Source organism: Nitrospirota bacterium (genome assembly GCA_020851375.1).
Classification (GTDB): domain Bacteria; phylum Nitrospirota; class 9FT-COMBO-42-15; order HDB-SIOI813; family HDB-SIOI813; genus RBG-16-43-11.
Window position 1 is genome coordinate 256,093 of sequence record JADZCV010000045.1, and the last position, 20,423, is coordinate 276,515.

Genomic DNA, 20,423 nt, shown 5'->3' on the forward strand with positions numbered 1-20,423 from the left:
AGTAAGGGTAATGCTCAATGTTTTCCTGCCGTGTTAGTTTTATCAGAAAACAGCAAGAAGTGTCAACCTGCGTTTTTATGCCGCGAGATTACAGCCTTGACCATAGACGTTATCATACAATTAACAGGAGTTGGTATATTATGCCTTAAACCCTCCCGGCACACAAAACCATTGAAATAATCTATCTCAGTCGGCTTTCCCTTCATGAAGTCCTCATACATGGAAGTGTGATAACCCCGCAATTTCTGTGTAACGTTTATCTGCTCGTCCATTAGACTGGCATCAATAATAACGCCCTTCTTCCCTGCCACTGCCCTGATTTCCTGAAATATCGCATACGCCACATCCAGTGCATCCCTTGAATCAAGTATATGCTCAAGCGGACCATTCAGGATAACGGACACAGGATTGAATACAGCGTTCCAGCAAAGTTTCTCCCATTTGGTCTTAAGAATATCCTTCGATAGTCTGGTGGGAATCCCCGCATTCTTAAAAAGATTAACAATAGACTGTACACGAGCGCTCTCGCTGCCGTCAAGCTCCCCTATGCCAAGGGAGCCTGCTCCAATGTGGTTAACAACTCCTGGTTCTTCTAATTTGGATGCCAGGAAGGCAACACCTCCAAGGACATTGGCTTCAGGAAAGCGGCGCAGTATTTCCTCTTCGCCGTCAATACCGTTTTGTATTGTGAGTATTACAGTATCTTTGGTAACTACAGTGCGGATTGTATCAAGAACCTTGCCGGTATCGTATCGTTTAACAGCTATTATGATCAGGTCACACGGGCCAAGGTCTTCAGGCTTAGTTGATACAGAAGGCATGGAATTCCAGACCTCGCCTTTGCTCTTTACAGTCAGTCCTTTACTTTTAAGTACAGGAAGGTTCCGTTCGGTAACAAGAAATGAGACGTTTACTCCTGCCTTCATAAGAACGGCACCGTAATAGCCGCCTACCCCGCCTGCACCAACGATCATGATTTTCACTCGAAAATACTCCTAAGTACCCGTCATTCCCACGGAACCTGTCCCCGCAGGATTTAAGCGGGGAGTGGGAATCCAGAACCAGGCTCACGGTCTGGATTCCCGCATTCGCGGAAATGACGTTTTTGATGACCATTTGTGAGATTGCTCATTGCTTTCGACTCATTGCTTCCTTTTCTCGATCAACTCAATCTCGTATCTGTCAGGCGCATCAATGAAGCAGAACCGGCTGCCTGATGACGTACGGGTCGGCCCATCCGTAACAGCCACACCCTTCTGCTTAAGGGATGCGATCATCTTATCAAGGTCATCCACCTCAAAGGCAAGGTGCACAAGGTCTTCCTGGACGACTACCCTGCCGCTGGCCGGAAAAGAGCATAGCTCTATCTCTTCATCACTGTTGGGGATCTTCAGAAAGGCAAGCTCTGACCCGCGCGGCGACTCAGACCTGCGGGACACCTCCAGCCCGAGGACATCGCAATAAAACTGCAATGTCTCTTTCATATCGCTTACCCGCATTCGGGTGTGGAGGAGTTTGGTAATCAATCAGTTTCTTTACGGATCAGGATCTTGTAGGTCTCATCAGTTAATTTCTCAACGCCTATGATCTTATGACCCTCTGCCTTTACGCTCCTGGGGACATTCTTCATGGGTTCTCCATCATCGAGGATGACCTCAAGCACCTGGCCTACTTCCATCTCTTCAAGTTTTAACTTGGTCTTTACAAAGTTTATTGGGCAGAGTACGCCCGAAAGATCAAGTTTATCATCCGGACTTACAGTCTCACCTTTATTTGTCATAAAAATTTCCCTTCGCGTAGTATTTTCTTCTGTCTTTCTGATCTCTTATTGCTTCAAGGCCGAGAGGATCTACAACATCGTTCATATAGCGCTCAAGACCAAGTCTTTCTATAGCCGCTCCAATACGTTCGCGCCCTACTGCATTCTCCTGATACCAGCTCATTGTCTTTTCGATCAGTACATAGACCTGATCATCAGTAAGGAAATTGGCAATTTCATATGAGAAGTACGGGTGTTTGCCATGTTTTCCGCCAACCCTTGCAAGCCAGCCTATCCTGTTGCTGACCATTGCGTCAACCGGACAGACCTTTACACAGTCACCGCAGTGGATGCACTTATCCCAGTCCCTGACAGGTAACTCACCATCCATCTTTAAAGCGCCCTCATCACACGCCTTGACACACAGCTCACAGCCATTACACTCATCCTCTATAAGCTTAGGCTCAAGAACCCCCTGAAATCCAAGGTCCATTTCACGTGTACGGAAGCAGTCAATAGGACAGCCTGAAAAGGATGTCTTGAATTTGTGATGCCTCGTCTCAATGCCAAAGTAACGTTTGTCTACCTCTGCACAGATGCCCTGTGTGTCTGTGAGGCCGTTAGGATTGTAGGTACAACCTGCACAGGCCGTGGGAACACGCAATCTTGGTCCGCATGATGAAACTGCCCAGCCAATTTCTCTCAGGGACTCTGCCACAGCATCAAAATCTTTATAACTTACATATGGAACCTCAATTGACTGGCGGACAGATATGTGGATTTCGCCCCTTCCAAACTTATCTGCAATCTCCCCTGCCTTTCTCATCTGTTCGGCATTAACCTTGCCACCAGGACAGCGAAGACGCACAGTGAAGAGGTCCTTCTGCGTCTGTTTAATGAACCCCCCGCTTTTTAACTCATTGAAGTCAAGCTTTGCCTTCTTTGACTCCTTGCGAAGCTGCTCTTTAAGACCTTCCATTTCCGTCACCTGAGTATCATTATTGCTCATTTATAATCCTCCCCGGATGAGATGTCCTGACAGTTATACTATTTGCGATTTTTTATTGTCAACTTTAGCATAAGTGCAATTAACTTGCCATAAAATATCAGTTACAAGGATTAATTTATGATTTAATACTGCCGATAATTCAAGTTTGGAGGTATCCATACAACCATGAAAAAGTTATATACAAATGAATTCTTTTATGACGGAATCAAATTGCTTAAGGATCGGAGATACATAGATGCCCTGGATTCCATAAAAACTGCCATTAAAACAAGTGGATATGAAGATGCAGACAAAATCCCTGCCACATATCTGTCTTATCTCGGCCTTGCTACTGCCCTCGCTGAAAAGAAGTACAGGGCCGGTGCACTTATTTGTGAAAACGCCATAAAAAAAGAATTCTATAATCCCCTTTTCTACCTGAATCTTGGCAAGGTCTATGCTGCTGGCGGATACAAACTTAAGGCTATTGAAGCATTTAATAAAGGATTACAGATAGATGGAAGTTATGATGAAATTATAAATGAACTCAAAAAGATGGGCATCAGGCGCAGGCCTATCGTTCCATTTCTGACAAGGACCCACGCATTAAACAAGCACCTTGGTTTGCTTCTGTATAAAAACTTGTGAGACAGCCTATCACCCTCTGGTCAGATGCCTGTACTTGATCCTGTGGGGCTGGTCTGCTGCAGCGCCGAGGCGGGCCTTTCTGTCCGTCTCATATTCAGAGTAATTCCCCTCGAACCAGACAACCTTGCTGTCGCCCTCAAACGCAAGTATATGGGTTGCGATACGGTCAAGGAACCAGCGGTCGTGGCTGATGACCACTGCACATCCGGCAAAATTCTCCAGCGCCTCTTCAAGTGCGCGCATGGTGTTCACATCAAGGTCATTGGTCGGCTCATCAAGGAGAAGGACATTGGCCTCTTCCTTCAGCATACGGGCCAGATGCACACGGTTTCTCTCGCCGCCTGAGAGTGCCGAGACCTTCTTCTGCTGATCGCTCCCTGAGAAATTAAAACGTGCCACATAGGCACGGGAGTTGACCTGTCTCTTACCAAGCGGAACGACATCCAGGCCGTCCGAGATAACCTCCCACAGGGACTTATTAGGATCAAGGTCATTCCTGCTCTGGTCCACATATGCCAGCTTCACCGTCTCTCCGATCCTGAATGTCCCGGAGTCAGGCTTTTCCTGGCCGGTAATCATCCTGAAAAGAGTCGTCTTTCCTGCACCATTAGGCCCGATGATCCCTACAATGCCTCCAGGTGGAAGGGAGAATGTAACTCCATCCATAAGGATATTGTCACCGAAGGCCTTACTTACATTATTCGCCTCAACGACAACATTGCCAAGTCTCGGCCCAGGAGGGATGTATATCTCCATCTCTTTGAGACCCTTTTCTGTATCCTGACGCAGCAGTTCCTCATAAGACGTTATACGTGCCTTTGATTTCGCATGGCGTCCCTTAGGGGACATCCGTATCCACTCAAGCTCACGCTGTAATGTCTTCTGGCGTTCACTCTCTGCAGCCTCCTCCTGCTGAAGGCGGTTCTTCTTCTGCTCCAGCCAGGATGAATAATTCCCTTTCCATGGGATCCCCTGTCCCCGGTCGAGTTCAAGGATCCACCCGGCCACATTATCAAGGAAATAGCGGTCATGTGTCACAGCGATAACAGTACCCGGATAGTTCTGGAGATGATGCTCAAGCCATGCGACACTCTCGGCGTCTAAATGATTCGTAGGCTCGTCAAGGAGAAGTATGTCGGGTTTCTTGAGCAGCAGCCTGCAGAGGGCCACACGTCGCTTCTCCCCTCCTGAAATAATTTTAACAGGGGTATCTGCGGGGGGGCATCTAAGGGCGTCCATAGCCATATCAAGGCGGGAGTCCAGCTCCCAGGCATCCAGGGAGTCAAGCCTCTCCTGAATTTTCCCCTGCTGGTCTATAAGACTGGCCATCTCATCATCTGACATTGGTTCTGCAAATTTTTCATTAATCTTATTGTATTCATTAAGTGCATCAACCACTTCCTGCACGCCTTCTTCCACAACCTGTCGAACGGTCCTGGTTTCATCCAGTTCAGGCTCCTGTGCAAGGAGACCAACCGTGTAGCCGGGGGCAAGCACGGTCTGTCCGTTAAAATCCTTATCTATCCCGGCGAGTATACGCAAAAGGGAGCTCTTTCCTGAGCCGTTCAGACCAAGCACCCCTATCTTGGCCCCATAGAAATATGAGAGATAGATATCTTTTAGTACAGCCTTCTTGTCGTAGAACTTGCTCACTCCAATCATCGAGTAAATAACTTTATCAGGCCCATTGCTCATAGTAACAGGAAAATATCACAAAACCGGATTTTATACCAGTCCGTAATTTAACAAGGTTAATAAATTACAGAATTAATTGAATTTAAAATAAAAGATTGCTAAACTTCCCATGAAGGCAACCATCACGATAAATAACATGACCAATCTGTCAGCCAACGATAAATATAAAGATATATTCAATAAAGCATCTGTTGCAATCCTGGAAGAAGACTGCTCAGAGATTGTTGAGGCAATCAAGACACTCAAGGCGCAGGGGGTAGCGGATTTCCCGGGATATCTTGATGAAAACCCGGACTTCGTACGCAGGGCAGCCCGGATGCTGAAGATAGTAGATGTAAATGATGCGGCTGTAAGACTTTACTGCGCCAGAGACAGGACAGAACTGCTCAACTCTGCAGATAAGATCTTTACGCCAGGCTCATACCGGCAATTAAAGAGCGAATTAGCAGCTATTGCCGATGGAAAAGAACATTTTATAGCAGAAGATATAAACAAGACCCTCAATGGAGAGCTTATTCACGTATTATTATGCGTGACTCTACCGCAGGTAAAGGCGGGGATTACGAGCCGTCTTACCGTGATTACAGACATTACAGCCCGTAAACGCGCAGAAGAGGCGCTCCGTATTAGTGAGGAAAGGTTCAGACTTATCGCTGAACATGCACGGGACATAATATTCCGCTACGAGTTTTTCCCTCAGCGCCGTTTTGCCTACGTAAGCCCGGCGGTCACCAGCATAACCGGTTACACTCCGGAAGAACACTACGCTGACGCAGATTTGGGGATAAAGATAATACACCCCGAAGATCGTCCCTTGCTGGACAAGTATTTCCAGGGTAAGGCAGAGGCAGGGAAACCAATTGTCCTGCGCTGGCTGCATAAGAATGGGTCTGTCATATGGACAGAGCAGCATAATACCCCCGTATGTAATGATGAGGGTCATCTGATTGCCATGGAAGGAATTGCAAGAGATATCACTGACCGGGTAAAATTGGAGAATGATTTACTGAGGGCACAAAAACTTGAATCCCTCTCCATCCTAGCTGGCGGTATTGCACATGACTTCAACAACGTTTTAACAGGAATTCTGGGCAACATCTCCCTCGCAAGAATGTATGACATCCTGAATGATGATGTTTTAAGATCACTTATTGAGGCTGAAAAGGGGGGTATCCGGGCACGGGAATTGACCCAACAGCTCATCACATTCGCAAAGGGAGGCGCACCTGTTAAAAAAACTGTCTCGCTCACTGACATCATCAGGGACTCAGCCAGCTTCACATTGAGCGGCTCCAGGACAAGACCAGAGTTCAATATATCTGACGACCTTTGGGCGGCTGAAGCAGATGAGGGACAGATAAGCCAGGTTATTAACAACCTTGTTTTAAATGCGGATCAGGCAATGCCTCAGGGTGGCATTATTGAGATAATATGCGAAAATGCCATAATTAATGACGATCACATCTATCTTCCAAAGGGTAAATATATAAAAATTACAGTAAGAGACCATGGAATAGGGATCCCTGATGAGAATCTTCAAAAGATATTTGATCCGTACTTCACGACAAAACAAAAAGGGAGCGGGCTTGGGCTCGCTACTACCTATTCCATAATCAAAAATCATAATGGGCATATAACTGTTGAATCAGAGTTGGGCAGAGGCGCTACTTTCTGTATATTACTGCCAGCCTCTGAGAACCAGCCTGTTCACAGGAAAGACACTGATGAAATATGCAGTCAAAAGAGTGGAAGGATACTCATCATGGATGATGAGGCGATAGTCAGGGAGATTGCCGGCGCAATGCTGTCTTCGCTTGGATATAAAGCAGACTTTGCAGAAAGCGGCGCGACAGCGATTGAACTGTACAAAAAGTCAATGAAAGATGACAGACCATTTGACGTTGTAATCATGGACCTGACCATCCGCGACGGCATGGGTGGGTTGGATGCCATACAAAGACTCCTTGATATAAATCCAGACGCAAAGGCTATTGTGTCAAGCGGTTATTCCAATGACCCGGTAATGTCAGATTACAGGAAGTATGGATTCAAGGGGGGCATAGTCAAGCCATTCACAATTGCAGAGCTTGGCAGGGTGGTGGATGATGTACTTTCAGACAGGTCAATGGCGTAAATAAATGGCGTCCCCAGGGGGATTTGAACCCCCGTTTGCGCCGTGAAAGTCGTCAAACTGCCCATATTTTAGGCATCCATAGACAACCATAAACAAGCCGATTATCCCGATACCCCTTGCAATTACTGAGTTTCTTGTCTATCACTGTTCACCCTTGACTTTATGTGTTTATTCCCATATATTAAGTAAATGTTAAGTAAGCTATGTTTGCGCTGTATTGTACATTGTATCTTTTTACTTAATATTTACTTAATACAAAAGTCAGTATACAGAAAGGATGGGTAGAATTCAATGGCGAAAGCTACCAGAGATACCAGGTTAGAGAACAGGACAGCACGGGCAAAGTTGGTAATAAGACATCAACCCTACTTTAAATTGATAAGCGAAGGCCTGCACCTGGGTTATCGTAAAGGCAAGCAGTCGAGCAAGTGGATTGCACGTCTTTATAACGGCAAGACTTACATATTTCACGTATTGGCCGAAGCTGATGATTTCAGGGATTCAAACGGTATAGACATACTAAACTACTTTGAAGCACAGGATAAGGCCCGGAAATATGCAGATGATTGCGTAAAAAAAGAAGTAGGTACAACACTGGAGATCAGCAAACCCTATACTGTACAGGATGCTGTAAATGATTATCTGAACTGGTTCAAGCTACACAGGCGTTCTTATGATGATGCAGTGAGAAGATTTGACATGCACATATTACCCGTCTTTGCAAAGAAGCTCTTGTCCGAGATAACTACCAGGGAGATTTCAACATGGCAGCACGGACTATTAGACAGTGTAAAAAGTAATATTGCAAGTGATATGTCTGAAGATGAGATAGTACGAAGGAAGAAAGCCTCTATAAACAGGATACTAAATTATTTCAAGGCTGCGTTAAACAAGGCTTTCCGGGATGGCTACGTTGACTCTGATATTGCCTGGAGACGGGTTAAGCCGTTTGATAAGGTAGATCAGGCCAAAATAAGATTTTTATCTCAAGATGAATGTATACGACTCATTAACGCCTGTTCTGGTGATTTTAAACCACTGGTACATGCGGCACTATTAACAGGTGGCAGATATGGAGAACTGATAGCATTGAGATGCTACGACTATAACCATGAAGCAGGAACTATACATTTCCGGGAAACGAAAAACGGTAAACCGAGATATACCCCATTGACAGATGAGGGGAAACAACTCTTTGAGCAATTAACAGCAGGACGAGAAAAACAGGACTATATTTTCCTTATAAGGGGACGGCGCTGGACTGATTCCTTGCAGATAAGGCGCATGGTAGCAGCTTGCAAGGCCGCTAATATTAATCCGCCGGTGAGTTTCCATATACTACGACACAGTTATGCGAGTTTCTTGGCAGTCCAGGGTGTTCCCCTGCAGGTAATAGCAACCCTGATAGGACATAGTGACATGCGAATAACGACGAAACACTATGCGCATTTAAAGTCAGATTATGTTGCAGATACATTAAAGGCAAACCTGCCGAGTTTTGGTATCGAGAAAAGCAATGTCACAACTCTGAAATTGAAAAAAGGGATTGAAAGATGATAGGTCTTATTGAATTAAATCTTGAACTTGACGCGACAGAGAAAGAGGCCAGGGATATTCTAAAGAATGAGGGAATTGATCCTGATAAAATAGGCCGCCATTTTTTCGGCGGATGGCCTGAAACAAAGATACACTTCGTGGACATCGGCTATATCAACTCGAAACTCTCTGACTTCAATGAAGCTGCTCATTATGCTTACAGCTTACTGGGATTTGTAATACTTACGAGGGAGATGATAAATAACTGTAAGGATGAGGAGGAACTCCGGCGCATGGTCTACTCTATCAACCTGGGGAAGTTTTTTATATTGGCAAACGTAGGGCTGAATATCCCCGAGGCAAGGAAGTTTTTTAAAAGGGAAGCGTCCAGCATGGGTGGCAAAGGAAAAAGGGGCGCAGAGGGGCCAGTAAAGCAAACCGTCCGGCGCATTTTAAAGGAAATTGAAAAAGATAAGCTGAAACCGACTTTTAAAAACGTGATAGATAAAATGATTGACCCTGATTTCATGGCAGACCTGTATGAGACGTTAAAAAACCCTATCCCGCTTTCAATTCGTGGTGTCTACAGGTCAAATGGGGATTCGATCCATAGCGAAGATAAAGATTACGATTTAAAGAATTATTTTGAATATCACCTCAGAACTAACCCAAAGAAAAAAGAACCATTAAAGTTTAGAAGAATTAACGATACCCTCAATGAAATTTTGAAGAAGTAATTTTTTCCTCCCATTTACCCAAGATACCGCTATTTCAGTGAACCCGTCTGGTATGTTCTGTGTGTACACATAAACATGGGGGGTCAAAATGAATCAACAAAACGCTTTCACCATATCTGACTTTTGCGAAAGTCACAAGATTAGTAGAGCCTTTTTTTATCAGTTGGTCAAGGCTGGCAAGGGGCCGTTGATAATTAGACTTGGCAGCAAACGGCTTGTCACAAAGGAAGCAGCCGCAGAGTGGAGGAGGAAGCTTGAGGCTGAATCAGGGGCCGGCCGATGACCGGGGCAGGCGAAAGCTATCCGGAATTCGAAAAAAATTATGAGGCATGGTCACATAAACTCGATAAGCGGGTGAATGAGGCCATTAATCAGGCGCAGCAGCGGCCACAAATTGTCATTACGGATGCGTTCATGCGCCATTTGACGGCGGCTTCCCTTGATGCGATAGAGCGCAGCAACAGGCCAAACCCTTATATTTTCAAGCGAGGTGCGGCACTTGTACGTCTACATGGTGGTCGTGTTGAACTATTAACGCCAGCGGGCTTGCGAGGAGTGTTAGATCGTGTCGCTGATTTTTTGACGAAAAGCCGGGGTGAGTTCAAACCAGTTGAACCACCCCTGACGGTTGTTAAGGATATTCTGTCTTTGCCTGAATTCGATTTGCCTTTGCCTGAACTCCAAGGAATTAGCCGTGTCCCGGTATTTCTACCAGGGGGCCGCCTGCTTTCGACATCCGGGTATGATGTAGAGAGCGGTATATATCTAAGTCTCGAAGGTATGAAGAAATTAAATTCTGACATAGCATTGAATGATGCTGTCAGTCTACTTTTAGATGACTTACTTTCAGACTTCCCATATTCCGATTCGGCCAGCCGAGCCCACAGCATAGCTGCCCTGTTGCTTCCATTTGTGCGCTATATGATTGCGGGGCCCACACCGAATCACCTGGCCGAGGCGTCTTGTCGCGGTACAGGTAAAGGCCTTTTAATGGATGTCATTTCCGAAATTGCAACTGGCGGGCCTGCTCCTGTCATGGGATACTCGCGAGATGAGGGTGAAATGGAAAAAAGAATAACCAGTTTGTTACTGGAGGGGCAGCCTCTCGTCTTGTTTGATAATATAAGTTGCATTAAATCTGCAAATTTATGCGCCGCGTTGACTACCACATCTTGGCGTGGGCGCGTGTTAGGCAAGTCTGAAACACGGACTATTCCTAACTTTACCACATGGCTAACAACAGGAAATAATGTCGAGCTGTCTGATGAGGTTGTCAGGCGAACTATATCTATTCGTCTTGACGCAAACGTAGACCGGCCAGAGGAACGACGGGGGTTTAAACATCCTGACCTAATCGGATGGGTTAGGGAAAACCGGGCCTTTCTTGTCAGTGCGTGCCTCTCAGTCATAAAGGCTTGGGTTGATGCAGGTCAGCCAAGGGGCACGACTACTCTTGGCCGCTTTGAGTCGTGGGCTCAGGTGATAGGTGGTATCCTCAAAATAGCAGAAATAGAGGGCTTCTTACAGGATAGAGATAGATTACACTCTCAGAGTGACACCACATCCACCGAATGGGTCGCTCTTTGTTCTATATGGCACGAAAAACACGGCGAGCGGGCGGTAAGTTCCGGGGACATATATAAATTGGCGCATGAGTCTGAAATTCTACTCGATATTTGGGGTGGACGAAGCGCCTTAGCAGCGCAGCAGAGAATGGGTCATGCTTTATCAGCGAAAAGGGATCAGGTTTTTCGTGTAATCGGTGTTTCGGGTGTTTCGGGTGTTAAAATCTGCAGGGCCGGTCAGGACGGATACACGAAAAATCAGACATATCGCTTGTCTCCTATACAGGATATAAATTCATTTCACTTACAGCATAAAATAAAACACCCTAAAACACCCGAAACACCCCATATTGATACCTTCTTCAGTAATTTATCCGCTGAAACACAGGCACCAATTTTGGAAGGAGACTAAAGATGCGTCTATATGTCCTAAAACCTATCAAACTAATGAAGGCCGGAAAGGTCTTTGACGTGTCCCCTGGGGGTATCGTGGAAATATTAAAACCGGAGAAAGCGCAGGCATTAATTTCCGCCGGGTATGTCCGGCCAATATTGCCGGATGAGGTAAAAGATGTTCAAGCTGCGCGTATATTTTCAAAAACGTTAAATGAGGAGGTATGGATTTTAAGGGATCCGGAAGCTGCAACTTATATTCCTGAGAATGCTATCACATTCACGATTGCTGAACTAAAGCTGCTAAAAGGGGCGTCACCTGAAGAGATACAGGCGGTTCATCGGGTCAAAAAAGAGTTGAGCGGAACCTTAATTTCCGTCCTGGAGAGAAAGGAAAAATCATGCTGATATGTCGTTATTGTCATTGCAGAATTAATGAATATATCAAGTGGCTCTTTCGCGAAAAGAAGTAGGTCAAACGTTACGAATGTCCGGCTTGCGGGGTCTTGCACTTTCAGACCTTGCAGCCGTTGGAACTGGACCGCAAGCCGCTGCAGGAAGACCGGAAGCCGTTAGAGGAACCAGATAAAGGGTTGTTCAAGTAATGAGGACAGAAACGGATGCCGTCACACTTTCACAGGCGGCGAGAGTCTTAAACCGTGACACCAGCACATTGAGACGATGGATTAAAAAAGGCTGTCCCACTGTCCGCATGGGCGAGACGGGCCGGGAAGGATCGCTTGTTTGCCTGGACGATATAAAGAGATGGCGGGCCGGTGTAGACGGTATCGGCAGCACTGAACTACTGGAAACGTTTGCAACGGCACTCCTTGACTCACTCAAGCGTGATGAAGTCCATTTGCGGGCCGAGATTACAGAGCGTCAGACGGCCATCGCGTTGTTGTTGGCCTTTAACAGATTATTTAAAAATATGTATCATCGGGAAATTGATAAGGATGATCCCCTCCCTGAGGCAATCAGGCAAATACGCACGTTTGCGGTAGAATGAACGCATCAAACAATTTTGGAGGAAATTATCATATGGATATACTCACGCGAGCACAGTTAAAACGGATCGGGGAACTCTGTCTTTCAGCTTCACAGGGAAGCAACGAATTCTCAAAATTCAGTCTGGCAACCGCAATCCGGGACATGCAGCACAACCGCTTAAACGGCTATGAATTGGAAGTTCTCGAAGAGTGGTCAAGTAGGGAAAACCGGTCATTCGATAAAAACCGGGTCTTTATCCCGTTCTCCGAATTTAGAGACTTAAGTAAAGGCACTGCATCGGCCGGTGGCTACCTTGTCGCAACAGAGACGCCGGAAGCCGTGGATATTTTGCGGCCGTGGTCCGTCACGGCGAGGGCGGGAATCACGGTCGAGACCGGTCTTATCGGGGACCAGGCTATCCCGAAGACCACAACGAAGGCAACACCTTACTGGGTCAACGAAACGGGACAGGTCACGGCCTCAAACCCTTCCCTGACGCAGGTAGCTATGACACCGAAGACATGCGGGGCACTGGTAAACGTCTCACGGCAGCTAACATTGCAAACCAATGCAGAGGGTTTTATTCGTAGAGAACTTATGCGGACGATCGGCACAGCCGTTGACCAGGGGGTCTTAAACGGCAGCGGTGCATCGGGGCAGCCTTTGGGCCTACTCAACACAACCGGGATCAACACGGAAACCGGAACCTCTCTTGCTCAGGCCGGTGTCGTCTCAATGAAGCGCAAAGTTTCAGATTCAAACGCGATGGATGAGGATATATCGTTTATCAGTACACCATCCATTCGGGAACTTTTGGAAAAGCGGGAGCGGTCAACTGGTTCCGGCTTCATGTGGGATCGTGATATGGTTGCCTCCCGTCCGGCTTACGCTTCAACGGATGTCCCTACTGCCACAATGATATGCGGGGCATGGCCTTATATTTACTTGGGCATCTGGGGCAACGGTTTTGTCGTCGAGATTAACCCGTACGATAACACTGGGTTCAAAACGGGAATGATACAGGCAAGATTGCTTCTCAGTATGGATGTTTCTGTTCTGCATCCGGCGGCCTTTTGTGTGGCAACTTCAATTACATAGAAAGGGAATAAATGAGTTTCTTAACTAACTTCCAGTCATACGTTGTACGGCGATCCATTCTTGAAGAGGAAAGACAGGAGGAAAGACAGAGGGTAGCTTTTCTCAACGATAACTCCAAAATTCCCAAGAATGATCCGGCACTCTTCAGACCAACAAAGGTCCGGGTGTTGCGAGCCTTCTTTGTCAGGGGCGAGCGCGTTGAACCCGGTCAGGTAGTCGAGATCGAGAGACACCTTGCAGAGTCGCTTGCGTCGGTGGGTAAATGCGAGATTGTCGAATGACCAAAGCTCCTGGGCAAATGGAGCTTACCTTGATAATTTGCCAGAGGCGGGTTAACACGCTTTCATCATCATATCAGGGTAATCGTGATGACGCCGGTGACGATGGCGTTTACGGCCTGGGATCGTCAAGGGGACTGTTTACCCCTTTCTGCCGCCAGGCTGTTCCTCCTTTGGCATTGCGGGGCGGGGCCGGCATACCCTGTCCCCACAATGCTTCTTTGGGTCCTTTAGGCCGAACCCGGTTCGGGGCTCCGAGGCGTACGGTTTGATTAAATTCAGAAAAGGAAAACAAGGTTGACAATGACAAGAAATAATCTGGTTTCACAGTCAGAATACGCAAGGCGAAAAGGGGTCTCAAAGCAACATATCTCCCGCCTGACTCAGAAAGGAATTATCTCTTTAGATGATGGAAAGATAGACCCGGTTCAGGCGGACAAGCAGCTTGCAGCCGCAAAGGATCCAGCCCGGGACGGTCTCAGAAAGTCTGATAGTAAGGTTAAGAAGGGCGAGTCCTCCTACTGGAAAGCCCGGACGGAGCGTGAACAAATCAGGGCAAAACGCGAGCGCCTGGAATATGAAAAGGCAATCGGGCAGTTGGTGGACGCCGAGGAGGTCAGACTGTCTGCCTTTAATCGTGGGCGTATCTTAAGGGATGCTATCTTTAACCTGCCGGACAGACTGGCCCCTCTACTTGCTGCAGAAAGTGATGTCAAGAAGGTTAATGCAATCCTTCATAAAGAGTTAAGGGCAGCCCTGGAGGAGCAATCAAATGTTAAACCCTAACCAGGTCTACTACAATGGATTTAACTCAGGTCTTATGCCTGACCCTGATCTGACTGTCTGGCAATGGTCCGACACATACCGGATGCTACCCCGGAAGGGCGCATCTGAGCCGGGTCGGTGGAAGACTAATAGAACGCCGTATCTCCGGGAGATACTTGAGTGTCTTTCTCCATCCAGTCCTAATGAGCGAATTGTCTTTATGAAAGGTGCTCAGGTTGGAGGGACTGAATGCGGTATTAACTGGATTGGGTATATTATTCATCAGGCCCCTGGACCTGCACTTGTGGTTCAACCCACTGGAGATACGGCAAGGAATTGGAGTAAACAGCGGTTAGGAAGCATGATTGAGGCGTCCCCTGCACTGCATGGCCTCATCAGGGATTCCAGGGAGCGGGATTCCGGAAACACAACACTTTCAAAGGAATATCCGGGCGGTATTTTAATTATCGCCTCCGCAAAGTCTACCGCAAGGCTTCGCTCAATGCCGATTCGTTATCTCTTCATGGATGAGGTGGACGAGTACGCCGCAGATGTAGGCGGTCAAGGCGATGCAGTCTCACTGGCAGAAAAAAGAACATCCACTTTTTCCATGCGGAAGATTTACCTTGTCTCAACCCCAACTTTTAAAAACATCTCCCGGATAGAAAGAGAATATGAGGCATCAGACAAACGCAGATATTACGTCCCATGTCCTCATTGTGAATGGATGCAACCGTTAAAATGGTCAGGTATCATGTGGGATAAGGACGGAGAAAAACACCTTCCGGAAACGGTGCATTACGTTTGTGAGCGATGCGGGGAGCGGATTGAAGAATATCATAAGACCTCGATGCTTGAGGCCGGCGAATGGCGGTCTGAGACCCCTGGCATGAGCAAGATTGCAGGCTTTCACCTATCCTCTTTATATTCGCCGCTTGGCTGGAAGTCCTGGGAAGAGATAGTCAGGGAGTTTCTCGAGGCCCGCCGGCTGCAAAAGCAGGGAGATATAACCTCGATGCAGGTGTTCTCAAATCAGGTTTTAGGTGAGACATGGGAACTCGTAACTGAGCAGGCCGACTATGAGGGTATCCTGCAGAGAGTGGAATCCTATGGGCCTGAGATTCCCCTGGGGGCCGCGGTACTGACTGCCGGTTGTGATGTTCAGAAGGATCGCCTCGAGCTTGAGGTCGTTGCCTGGGGAAAAGGGGAAGAGTCCTGGTCCATTGAGTATAAGGTCCTCATCGGCGATCCTTCAAAGCCTGAAGTATGGACAGAGCTTGAAGGCTATCTGCAGAAGACCTGGCCTCATGCCTCCGGTCGCACCCTTCGGATCATGAGTGCTTGTATTGATTCAGGCTATGCAACGAAAGCGGTCTATGACTTCATAAGGGACCGGCAGGTCAGGGGAATTTATGCAATTAAGGGGTCTAACCAGACAGCAGCGCCTATCATCTCCGATAGGCCGCCAAAGAAGCACAAGACCAGTAAGGTCCATCTCTTCCTGATCGGGACAGACACGGCAAAAGCAGCGATATTCGGACGGCTTAATCTTGTTGAACCCGGTCCCGGGTTCATGCACTACCCTGATCACTATCCACCTGAGTATTTTGAGCAACTGACATCAGAGCGTCTGGTCCTTCGCAAGGGGAAACGGGTATGGGAGAGAAAACCGGGTAAGCGAGGGGAAGCACTTGACGCAAGAGTCTATGCGTTGGCCGGCCTTGAAATACTCAAGACGTTCTCAAATTTCAACCTTAACCAGCTGGTGGATTCATTCTCAAAAGTGAAGGAAAAGCAGCCGGCACAGCAGCAAAACATGAAGCAGCGGAGGGCCACTCAGCCGGGATGGGTCAACTCATGGAAGTATAAATGACTTGCCCTAAATGTAGCGGCTTGATGATTCCTGAGAGAACGCTTGATGGTTATTATGTGCTGAATATTGTCAGGTGCTTAAACTGCGGGAAGGTCACTTATCCCTTTGAATCAGCAAAACTTGATGGTATCCCCAGACCGCAGGACGGAAAAGAGCAGGAATAACCGTGTACGCTTTCTGAGGGGCATTTTTATTGTTGACATGGGTGCTGAGACGGGTTCAGATCACGAATAAAGAGTTGTTTCGGGTTTGCCATCTTTTAATGACGGAAGCTGAATCAGGATCAGGGGGGCAAGTGGGCCAAAGATTAGGGCTGCTACCAACCAAGCGAAGGTAAAGCGCCTTTTTAGTTTGGCAAGTGGAGGCGTAATGATGAATGCACTTATGATCCATACGTAAAAAAGCATGTCTTATTATATATTCATGCTGCTTCAATCTCAAGGTGCTGATGATAACTGAAATAACCTGTGTCCCTCAGTGATCCGCTCCTGCCTCTTTAACTCCCTACCCATGTTTTAAGTAAATGTTAAGTAAATCAGGATATTGTTTTATGTTTACTTTGTAACCTGTTGATTTTATTGGCGTCCCCAGGGGGATTTGAACCCCCGTTTGCGCCGTGAAAGGGCGACGTCCTAAGCCGAGCTAGACGATGGGGACGCTGATGATGAGCCGCGATGGATTCGAACCATCGACAGCCGCCTTAAAAGGGCGGTGCTCTACCAACTGAGCTAGCGGCCCATAGATGAGTTCAGAACATATATTAATATCATTTACCACTTGTAAATGTCAAATAATTTAAGAGGGGTCCTCCGGAATATCCTGTGACCCATTTAATTCCCGCAAAATTCCTGTGTTCCTTGGCTTCCTGTCTACCTGCTCAAGCGTTGGGATATCTTCACCTCCGGTAACGCCAAGTTCCTTAAATTTTCTTACAGTGGGCAAAATGCGCAATTCAAGGGAACCGATTACCTTGTTATACGTGTCAACGCTCCTGCCTATCGTACTGCCAAGGTCATCCAGGTGACCTGCTATGACACTTATCCTTTCATACAATTCTTTACCAAGGATGCTTATCTGCTTCGCATTGTTTGTCAGGTACTCCTGACGCCAGCCGTATGCAATTGCCCTTAATAATGCAATAAATGTCGTAGGTGTGGCTATAATCACACCTTTCTGAATTCCATCCTCTATAAGGGTGCTGTCCATTTCAAGCGCAGGGCCTAAAAATGACTCGCCAGGGATAAACAGGACGACGAACTCAGGCGACCTGTCGAACTGGCTCCAGTATTCCTTTGATGCAAGCTTGTTCATATGCGTCCTTATGTGCTGTCTGTGCCTCTCCATTTTGTCCCGTCTCTGGTCCTCGGTATTGACAGATATGGCATCGAGGTAAGCCTCAAGAGGCACCTTTGAATCAACTACTATCTCCCTATCCAAAGGAAGATGAACAATCATGTCCGGCCTGATCCTTCCCTTGTCTGTATCTACAGACAACTGCTCTGTAAAATCACAGTGCTCCGACATGCCTGAGAGTTCAGCAACCCTTCTCAATGTCACCTCACCCCATCTACCCCGCACCTCCGGTTTTCTAAGGGCAGAAACAAGATTACTTGTCTCTTTATGGAGCAGTTCCTGGGTTGACGCCAGTGTCTTTAACTGCGATTCAAGCCCTCCGTAAGCCTTATTCCGGTTTTCCTCGATAGACCTGATCTGCTCATCAAACCTTTTCAGCGCATCATTCAAAGGCTTTATCATTCCGTCCATCGCCACCTGATGCTCTCCAAGCCTTCCCCTGGTCTCAGAAACAATCCTGCTTAGATTTTCAGATGCAAGTTTCAGAAATTCCTCGCTGCTGCTCTTCAGAGCTGCAGATGAAAGGGCATTAAATGTATTGGTCATCTCCCCTTTCATCCCTTCTATAAGCCGTCGCTGTGCCTCAAGGTTCTCATTTGATGCCTCAAGTCTTGTAAGAGCTTCGACTTTGGACTGTTTCTCAGTTTGGATGTCATTCCTGAGCCTGCTCAGGTCAGCGTCCTTATTCTGAATCTGTTGCCGGAGCTCATTTACTATGGCCTCTGCACTCCTTGCCTTTCCCTCAAGCTCCAAAAGTCTTGCGGAGTGTTCTGTCCGGAGTTCAGCGGTCTCTTTTGAGTGAATGTCCTGCAATTTTGACCTTGCCAGGAACCATGCAATTCCGCCGCCTGTTATTACACCGATAATTATGTATATTATATTTTCCATAAACCTGTGGCTGTTCCGTTACTCCCTGTTGTTCCTGTTATTTTTCCTGAGCGGAAGGTCGAGCGACAGGATCTCATTTTCTATTACAACTGCCATGTCTTTTCTCCCAAGCTCTCTGTACAGATCAAGCAGCCTCTCAAGTATGACCATACTGTCAGACTTTCTGTCAGCCATATTCTTTGCCCTGAGAAAGTACCGTTCTGCAGACTCCGTGTCGCCAAGACTGTACATTGCATCACCGGCATTGATTATGACCCACATGTCCCGGGGAAAACGCATAATATTCTCTTCAACCTGCATTATGGCGTCTTCCCGCCTGCCTGCATCCGCCAGTATGCAGGCGGTATCTCTCAGAAAGTCCTGCGGCTGGCTGGAAAACGCGGCAAACCATCTTCCTATGTTTACAGCCTCATCTGTCATGCCATGCTGCAATAATTCATGTGGAATGCTGAGCAGAAATCCCTCAAAGTCGTTGCGTGCATACCACGTAAGATCATTGTAGAGATCCACATCAGGACTACCGTCTTCCCTGATAAGTTTATGATAGAATTCCCTCACCCGTTCATAAATATTTGACAGGAAATATTGTTCGTGCGACTCTGGACTTTCCTCATATGTGTTGACAATGTCATCAATGAATTCAGCCAGCATCTCAGGGGTCTTCTTCTCATATCCCAGATGCCTCCTCCATAATTCAAACACAGCGCCGTACAAAAAAGAATCTTCATCAGCACCGCCAATCCCGTACAAGTATGCCCAGTTTCCCGCAAGCATCTCAGGAGACCCTGCCTTAATTGCCTCAGCCCTGAAATCATCAATGGTTATATCAAGACCGCCCTCTCTAAGCCTCTCCAGTATCTCTTCATCAGTCAGGTCCCCCGGGTCAGGCATAAAGCCATCGTCATCTGTCCTGCCATGCCGCATTGATATCCTCCCAAACCTGATTAATTGAGCAATAAGCCGTATGAATTGTCAAGGTATTTTTAGATGAACTGTCATGAATCCCTGACTCACAAATGATCATGGAAACGTCATTCCAGCGTAAGCGGAAATCCAGACCGAGGCCTGATTCTGGATTCCCACTCCCCGCTTAAATCATGCGGGGACAGGTTCCGTGGGAATGACGGGTACACAGGAGCATTTTCATGTGAAATTATTTGTGTTTTTCTTGACACTATCAGGGTTTTACACTAATCTCAATCTCATGGAAACAGACATAATACCTGCAGAAGGGTATAATAACACTGACAGTCAAACGGATGACAGGTTCATGGATATGGCTATTAAAGAGGCCATGACAGCCGCATCTCTTGGTGAAGTGCCTGTAGGAGCTGTTTTAGCTGCAGGCGGCAGACTTATTGCTCGTGGATACAACCTGCGTGAGTCATTGCGTGACCCGACTGCCCATGCCGAGATTATAGTAATCAGGGAGGCGTCAGCCAAACTGGCCAGGTGGCGTCTGACAGACGCTACGCTTTACGTAACTATAGAGCCTTGCGCAATGTGCGCAGGAGCGATTGTCCTGGCAAGGATTCCCCGCGTTGTATTTGGAGCAAAGGATCCCAAAACAGGCGCAGGCGGTTCATTGTTTCAGATACTGCAGGAGCCGGCGCTAAACCACAGGGTTGAGCTTATCACAGGGGTGCGGGAAGAAATATGCGGCCGTATCCTAAAGAATTTCTTCGCAAGTCGCCGAAAAGTTGAAATAAAATAATACTCTGCT

General features: G+C 47.1%; 20 protein-coding genes and 2 tRNA genes. 13 read left to right on the forward strand and 9 right to left on the reverse strand.

Translation table 11 applies throughout. The features are described from left to right. Window positions 1-62 precede the first annotated feature (62 nt). From IT393_10655 to IT393_10670, 4 genes are all read right to left on the reverse strand, one after another. Complete coding sequence (locus IT393_10655; GenBank protein MCC7203104.1) at window positions 63-983, reverse strand: ketopantoate reductase family protein; 921 nt, start codon at window positions 981-983, stop codon at window positions 63-65. A 159-nt stretch (window positions 984-1,142) separates the two neighbouring features. Beyond that, complete coding sequence (locus IT393_10660) at window positions 1,143-1,499, reverse strand: VOC family protein (GenBank protein ID MCC7203105.1); 357 nt, start codon at window positions 1,497-1,499, stop codon at window positions 1,143-1,145. A 23-nt stretch (window positions 1,500-1,522) separates the two neighbouring features. Further along, window positions 1,523-1,780: a sulfurtransferase TusA family protein gene (locus IT393_10665; protein ID MCC7203106.1), complete on the reverse strand. Its 258-nt coding sequence runs from the start codon at window positions 1,778-1,780 to the stop codon at window positions 1,523-1,525. Then, on the reverse strand, window positions 1,770-2,738 hold the full coding sequence (locus tag IT393_10670) for a 4Fe-4S binding protein (protein ID MCC7203107.1): 969 nt from the start codon (window positions 2,736-2,738) through the stop codon (window positions 1,770-1,772). Before IT393_10670 ends, IT393_10665 begins: the two co-directional genes overlap by 11 nt. 195 nt (window positions 2,739-2,933) lie before the next feature. On the opposite strand from IT393_10670, the gene IT393_10675 reads away from it, so the two are divergent. Then, window positions 2,934-3,395, forward strand: coding sequence for a hypothetical protein (locus tag IT393_10675; GenBank protein ID MCC7203108.1), 462 nt, complete (start codon window positions 2,934-2,936; stop codon window positions 3,393-3,395). 9 nt (window positions 3,396-3,404) lie between these two features. On the opposite strand, the gene ettA is transcribed toward IT393_10675, so the two are convergent. Further along, window positions 3,405-5,090 carry an energy-dependent translational throttle protein EttA gene (gene ettA / locus IT393_10680; GenBank protein ID MCC7203109.1) on the reverse strand — a complete coding sequence of 562 codons (1,686 nt, stop codon included), beginning with the start codon at window positions 5,088-5,090 and terminating at the stop codon, window positions 3,405-3,407. A 109-nt stretch (window positions 5,091-5,199) separates the two neighbouring features. Here ettA and IT393_10685 point away from each other — a divergent pair, with 109 nt between their 5' ends. The 11 genes from IT393_10685 (at window position 5,200) to IT393_10735 (ending at window position 16,459) form a co-directional block, all read left to right on the forward strand. Next, the gene (locus tag IT393_10685; GenBank protein MCC7203110.1) at window positions 5,200-7,224 is read left to right on the forward strand and encodes a PAS domain S-box protein; all 2,025 of its coding nucleotides are present in this window, start codon (window positions 5,200-5,202) and stop codon (window positions 7,222-7,224) included. 291 nt (window positions 7,225-7,515) lie between these two features. Beyond that, window positions 7,516-8,781, forward strand: a complete 1,266-nt coding sequence (locus IT393_10690) for a site-specific integrase (GenBank protein MCC7203111.1) — start codon at window positions 7,516-7,518, stop codon at window positions 8,779-8,781. Next, a complete protein-coding gene (locus tag IT393_10695; GenBank protein ID MCC7203112.1) occupies window positions 8,778-9,497 on the forward strand; it encodes a hypothetical protein in 720 nt (239 codons plus the stop codon). Before IT393_10690 ends, IT393_10695 begins: the two co-directional genes overlap by 4 nt. 88 nt (window positions 9,498-9,585) lie before the next feature. Next, entirely contained in the window at window positions 9,586-9,780 is a 195-nt protein-coding gene (locus IT393_10700; GenBank protein ID MCC7203113.1) for a hypothetical protein, read from the forward strand. Then, the gene (locus IT393_10705) at window positions 9,777-11,474 is read left to right on the forward strand and encodes a hypothetical protein (GenBank protein MCC7203114.1); all 1,698 of its coding nucleotides are present in this window, start codon (window positions 9,777-9,779) and stop codon (window positions 11,472-11,474) included. The genes IT393_10700 and IT393_10705 overlap by 4 nt, the downstream gene beginning before the upstream one ends. Before the next feature lie 2 nt (window positions 11,475-11,476). Next, on the forward strand, window positions 11,477-11,863 hold the full coding sequence (locus IT393_10710) for a hypothetical protein (protein MCC7203115.1): 387 nt from the start codon (window positions 11,477-11,479) through the stop codon (window positions 11,861-11,863). Between the two features lie 196 nt (window positions 11,864-12,059). After that, window positions 12,060-12,464 carry a hypothetical protein gene (locus tag IT393_10715; GenBank protein ID MCC7203116.1) on the forward strand — a complete coding sequence of 135 codons (405 nt, stop codon included), beginning with the start codon at window positions 12,060-12,062 and terminating at the stop codon, window positions 12,462-12,464. Between the two features lie 32 nt (window positions 12,465-12,496). Then, window positions 12,497-13,543 (forward strand): phage major capsid protein, encoded by a 1,047-nt coding sequence (locus tag IT393_10720; protein ID MCC7203117.1) that lies wholly within the window; start codon window positions 12,497-12,499, stop codon window positions 13,541-13,543. 11 nt (window positions 13,544-13,554) lie between these two features. Next, on the forward strand, window positions 13,555-13,824 hold the full coding sequence (locus IT393_10725; protein MCC7203118.1) for a hypothetical protein: 270 nt from the start codon (window positions 13,555-13,557) through the stop codon (window positions 13,822-13,824). A 300-nt stretch (window positions 13,825-14,124) separates the two neighbouring features. Continuing rightward, complete coding sequence (locus tag IT393_10730; GenBank protein MCC7203119.1) at window positions 14,125-14,607, forward strand: hypothetical protein; 483 nt, start codon at window positions 14,125-14,127, stop codon at window positions 14,605-14,607. Continuing rightward, on the forward strand, window positions 14,594-16,459 hold the full coding sequence (locus IT393_10735; protein ID MCC7203120.1) for a phage terminase large subunit family protein: 1,866 nt from the start codon (window positions 14,594-14,596) through the stop codon (window positions 16,457-16,459). The genes IT393_10730 and IT393_10735 overlap by 14 nt, the downstream gene beginning before the upstream one ends. Before the next feature lie 579 nt (window positions 16,460-17,038). On the opposite strand, the gene IT393_10740 is transcribed toward IT393_10735, so the two are convergent. The 4 genes from IT393_10740 to IT393_10755 all read right to left on the reverse strand — a co-directional run bounded on the left by IT393_10740 (window position 17,039) and on the right by IT393_10755 (window position 19,624). Beyond that, a tRNA-Glu gene (locus IT393_10740) sits at window positions 17,039-17,116 on the reverse strand. Window positions 17,117-17,124: 8 nt separating this feature from the next. Further along, window positions 17,125-17,197 (reverse strand) — tRNA-Lys (locus IT393_10745). A gap of 57 nt (window positions 17,198-17,254) precedes the next feature. Then, entirely contained in the window at window positions 17,255-18,700 is a 1,446-nt protein-coding gene (gene rmuC / locus IT393_10750; protein ID MCC7203121.1) for a DNA recombination protein RmuC, read from the reverse strand. An 18-nt stretch (window positions 18,701-18,718) separates the two neighbouring features. Continuing rightward, window positions 18,719-19,624, reverse strand: coding sequence for a hypothetical protein (locus tag IT393_10755; protein MCC7203122.1), 906 nt, complete (start codon window positions 19,622-19,624; stop codon window positions 18,719-18,721). Window positions 19,625-19,904: 280 nt separating this feature from the next. On the opposite strand from IT393_10755, the gene tadA reads away from it, so the two are divergent. After that, window positions 19,905-20,414, forward strand: coding sequence for a tRNA adenosine(34) deaminase TadA (tadA, locus tag IT393_10760; protein MCC7203123.1), 510 nt, complete (start codon window positions 19,905-19,907; stop codon window positions 20,412-20,414). Window positions 20,415-20,423: the final 9 nt, after the last annotated feature.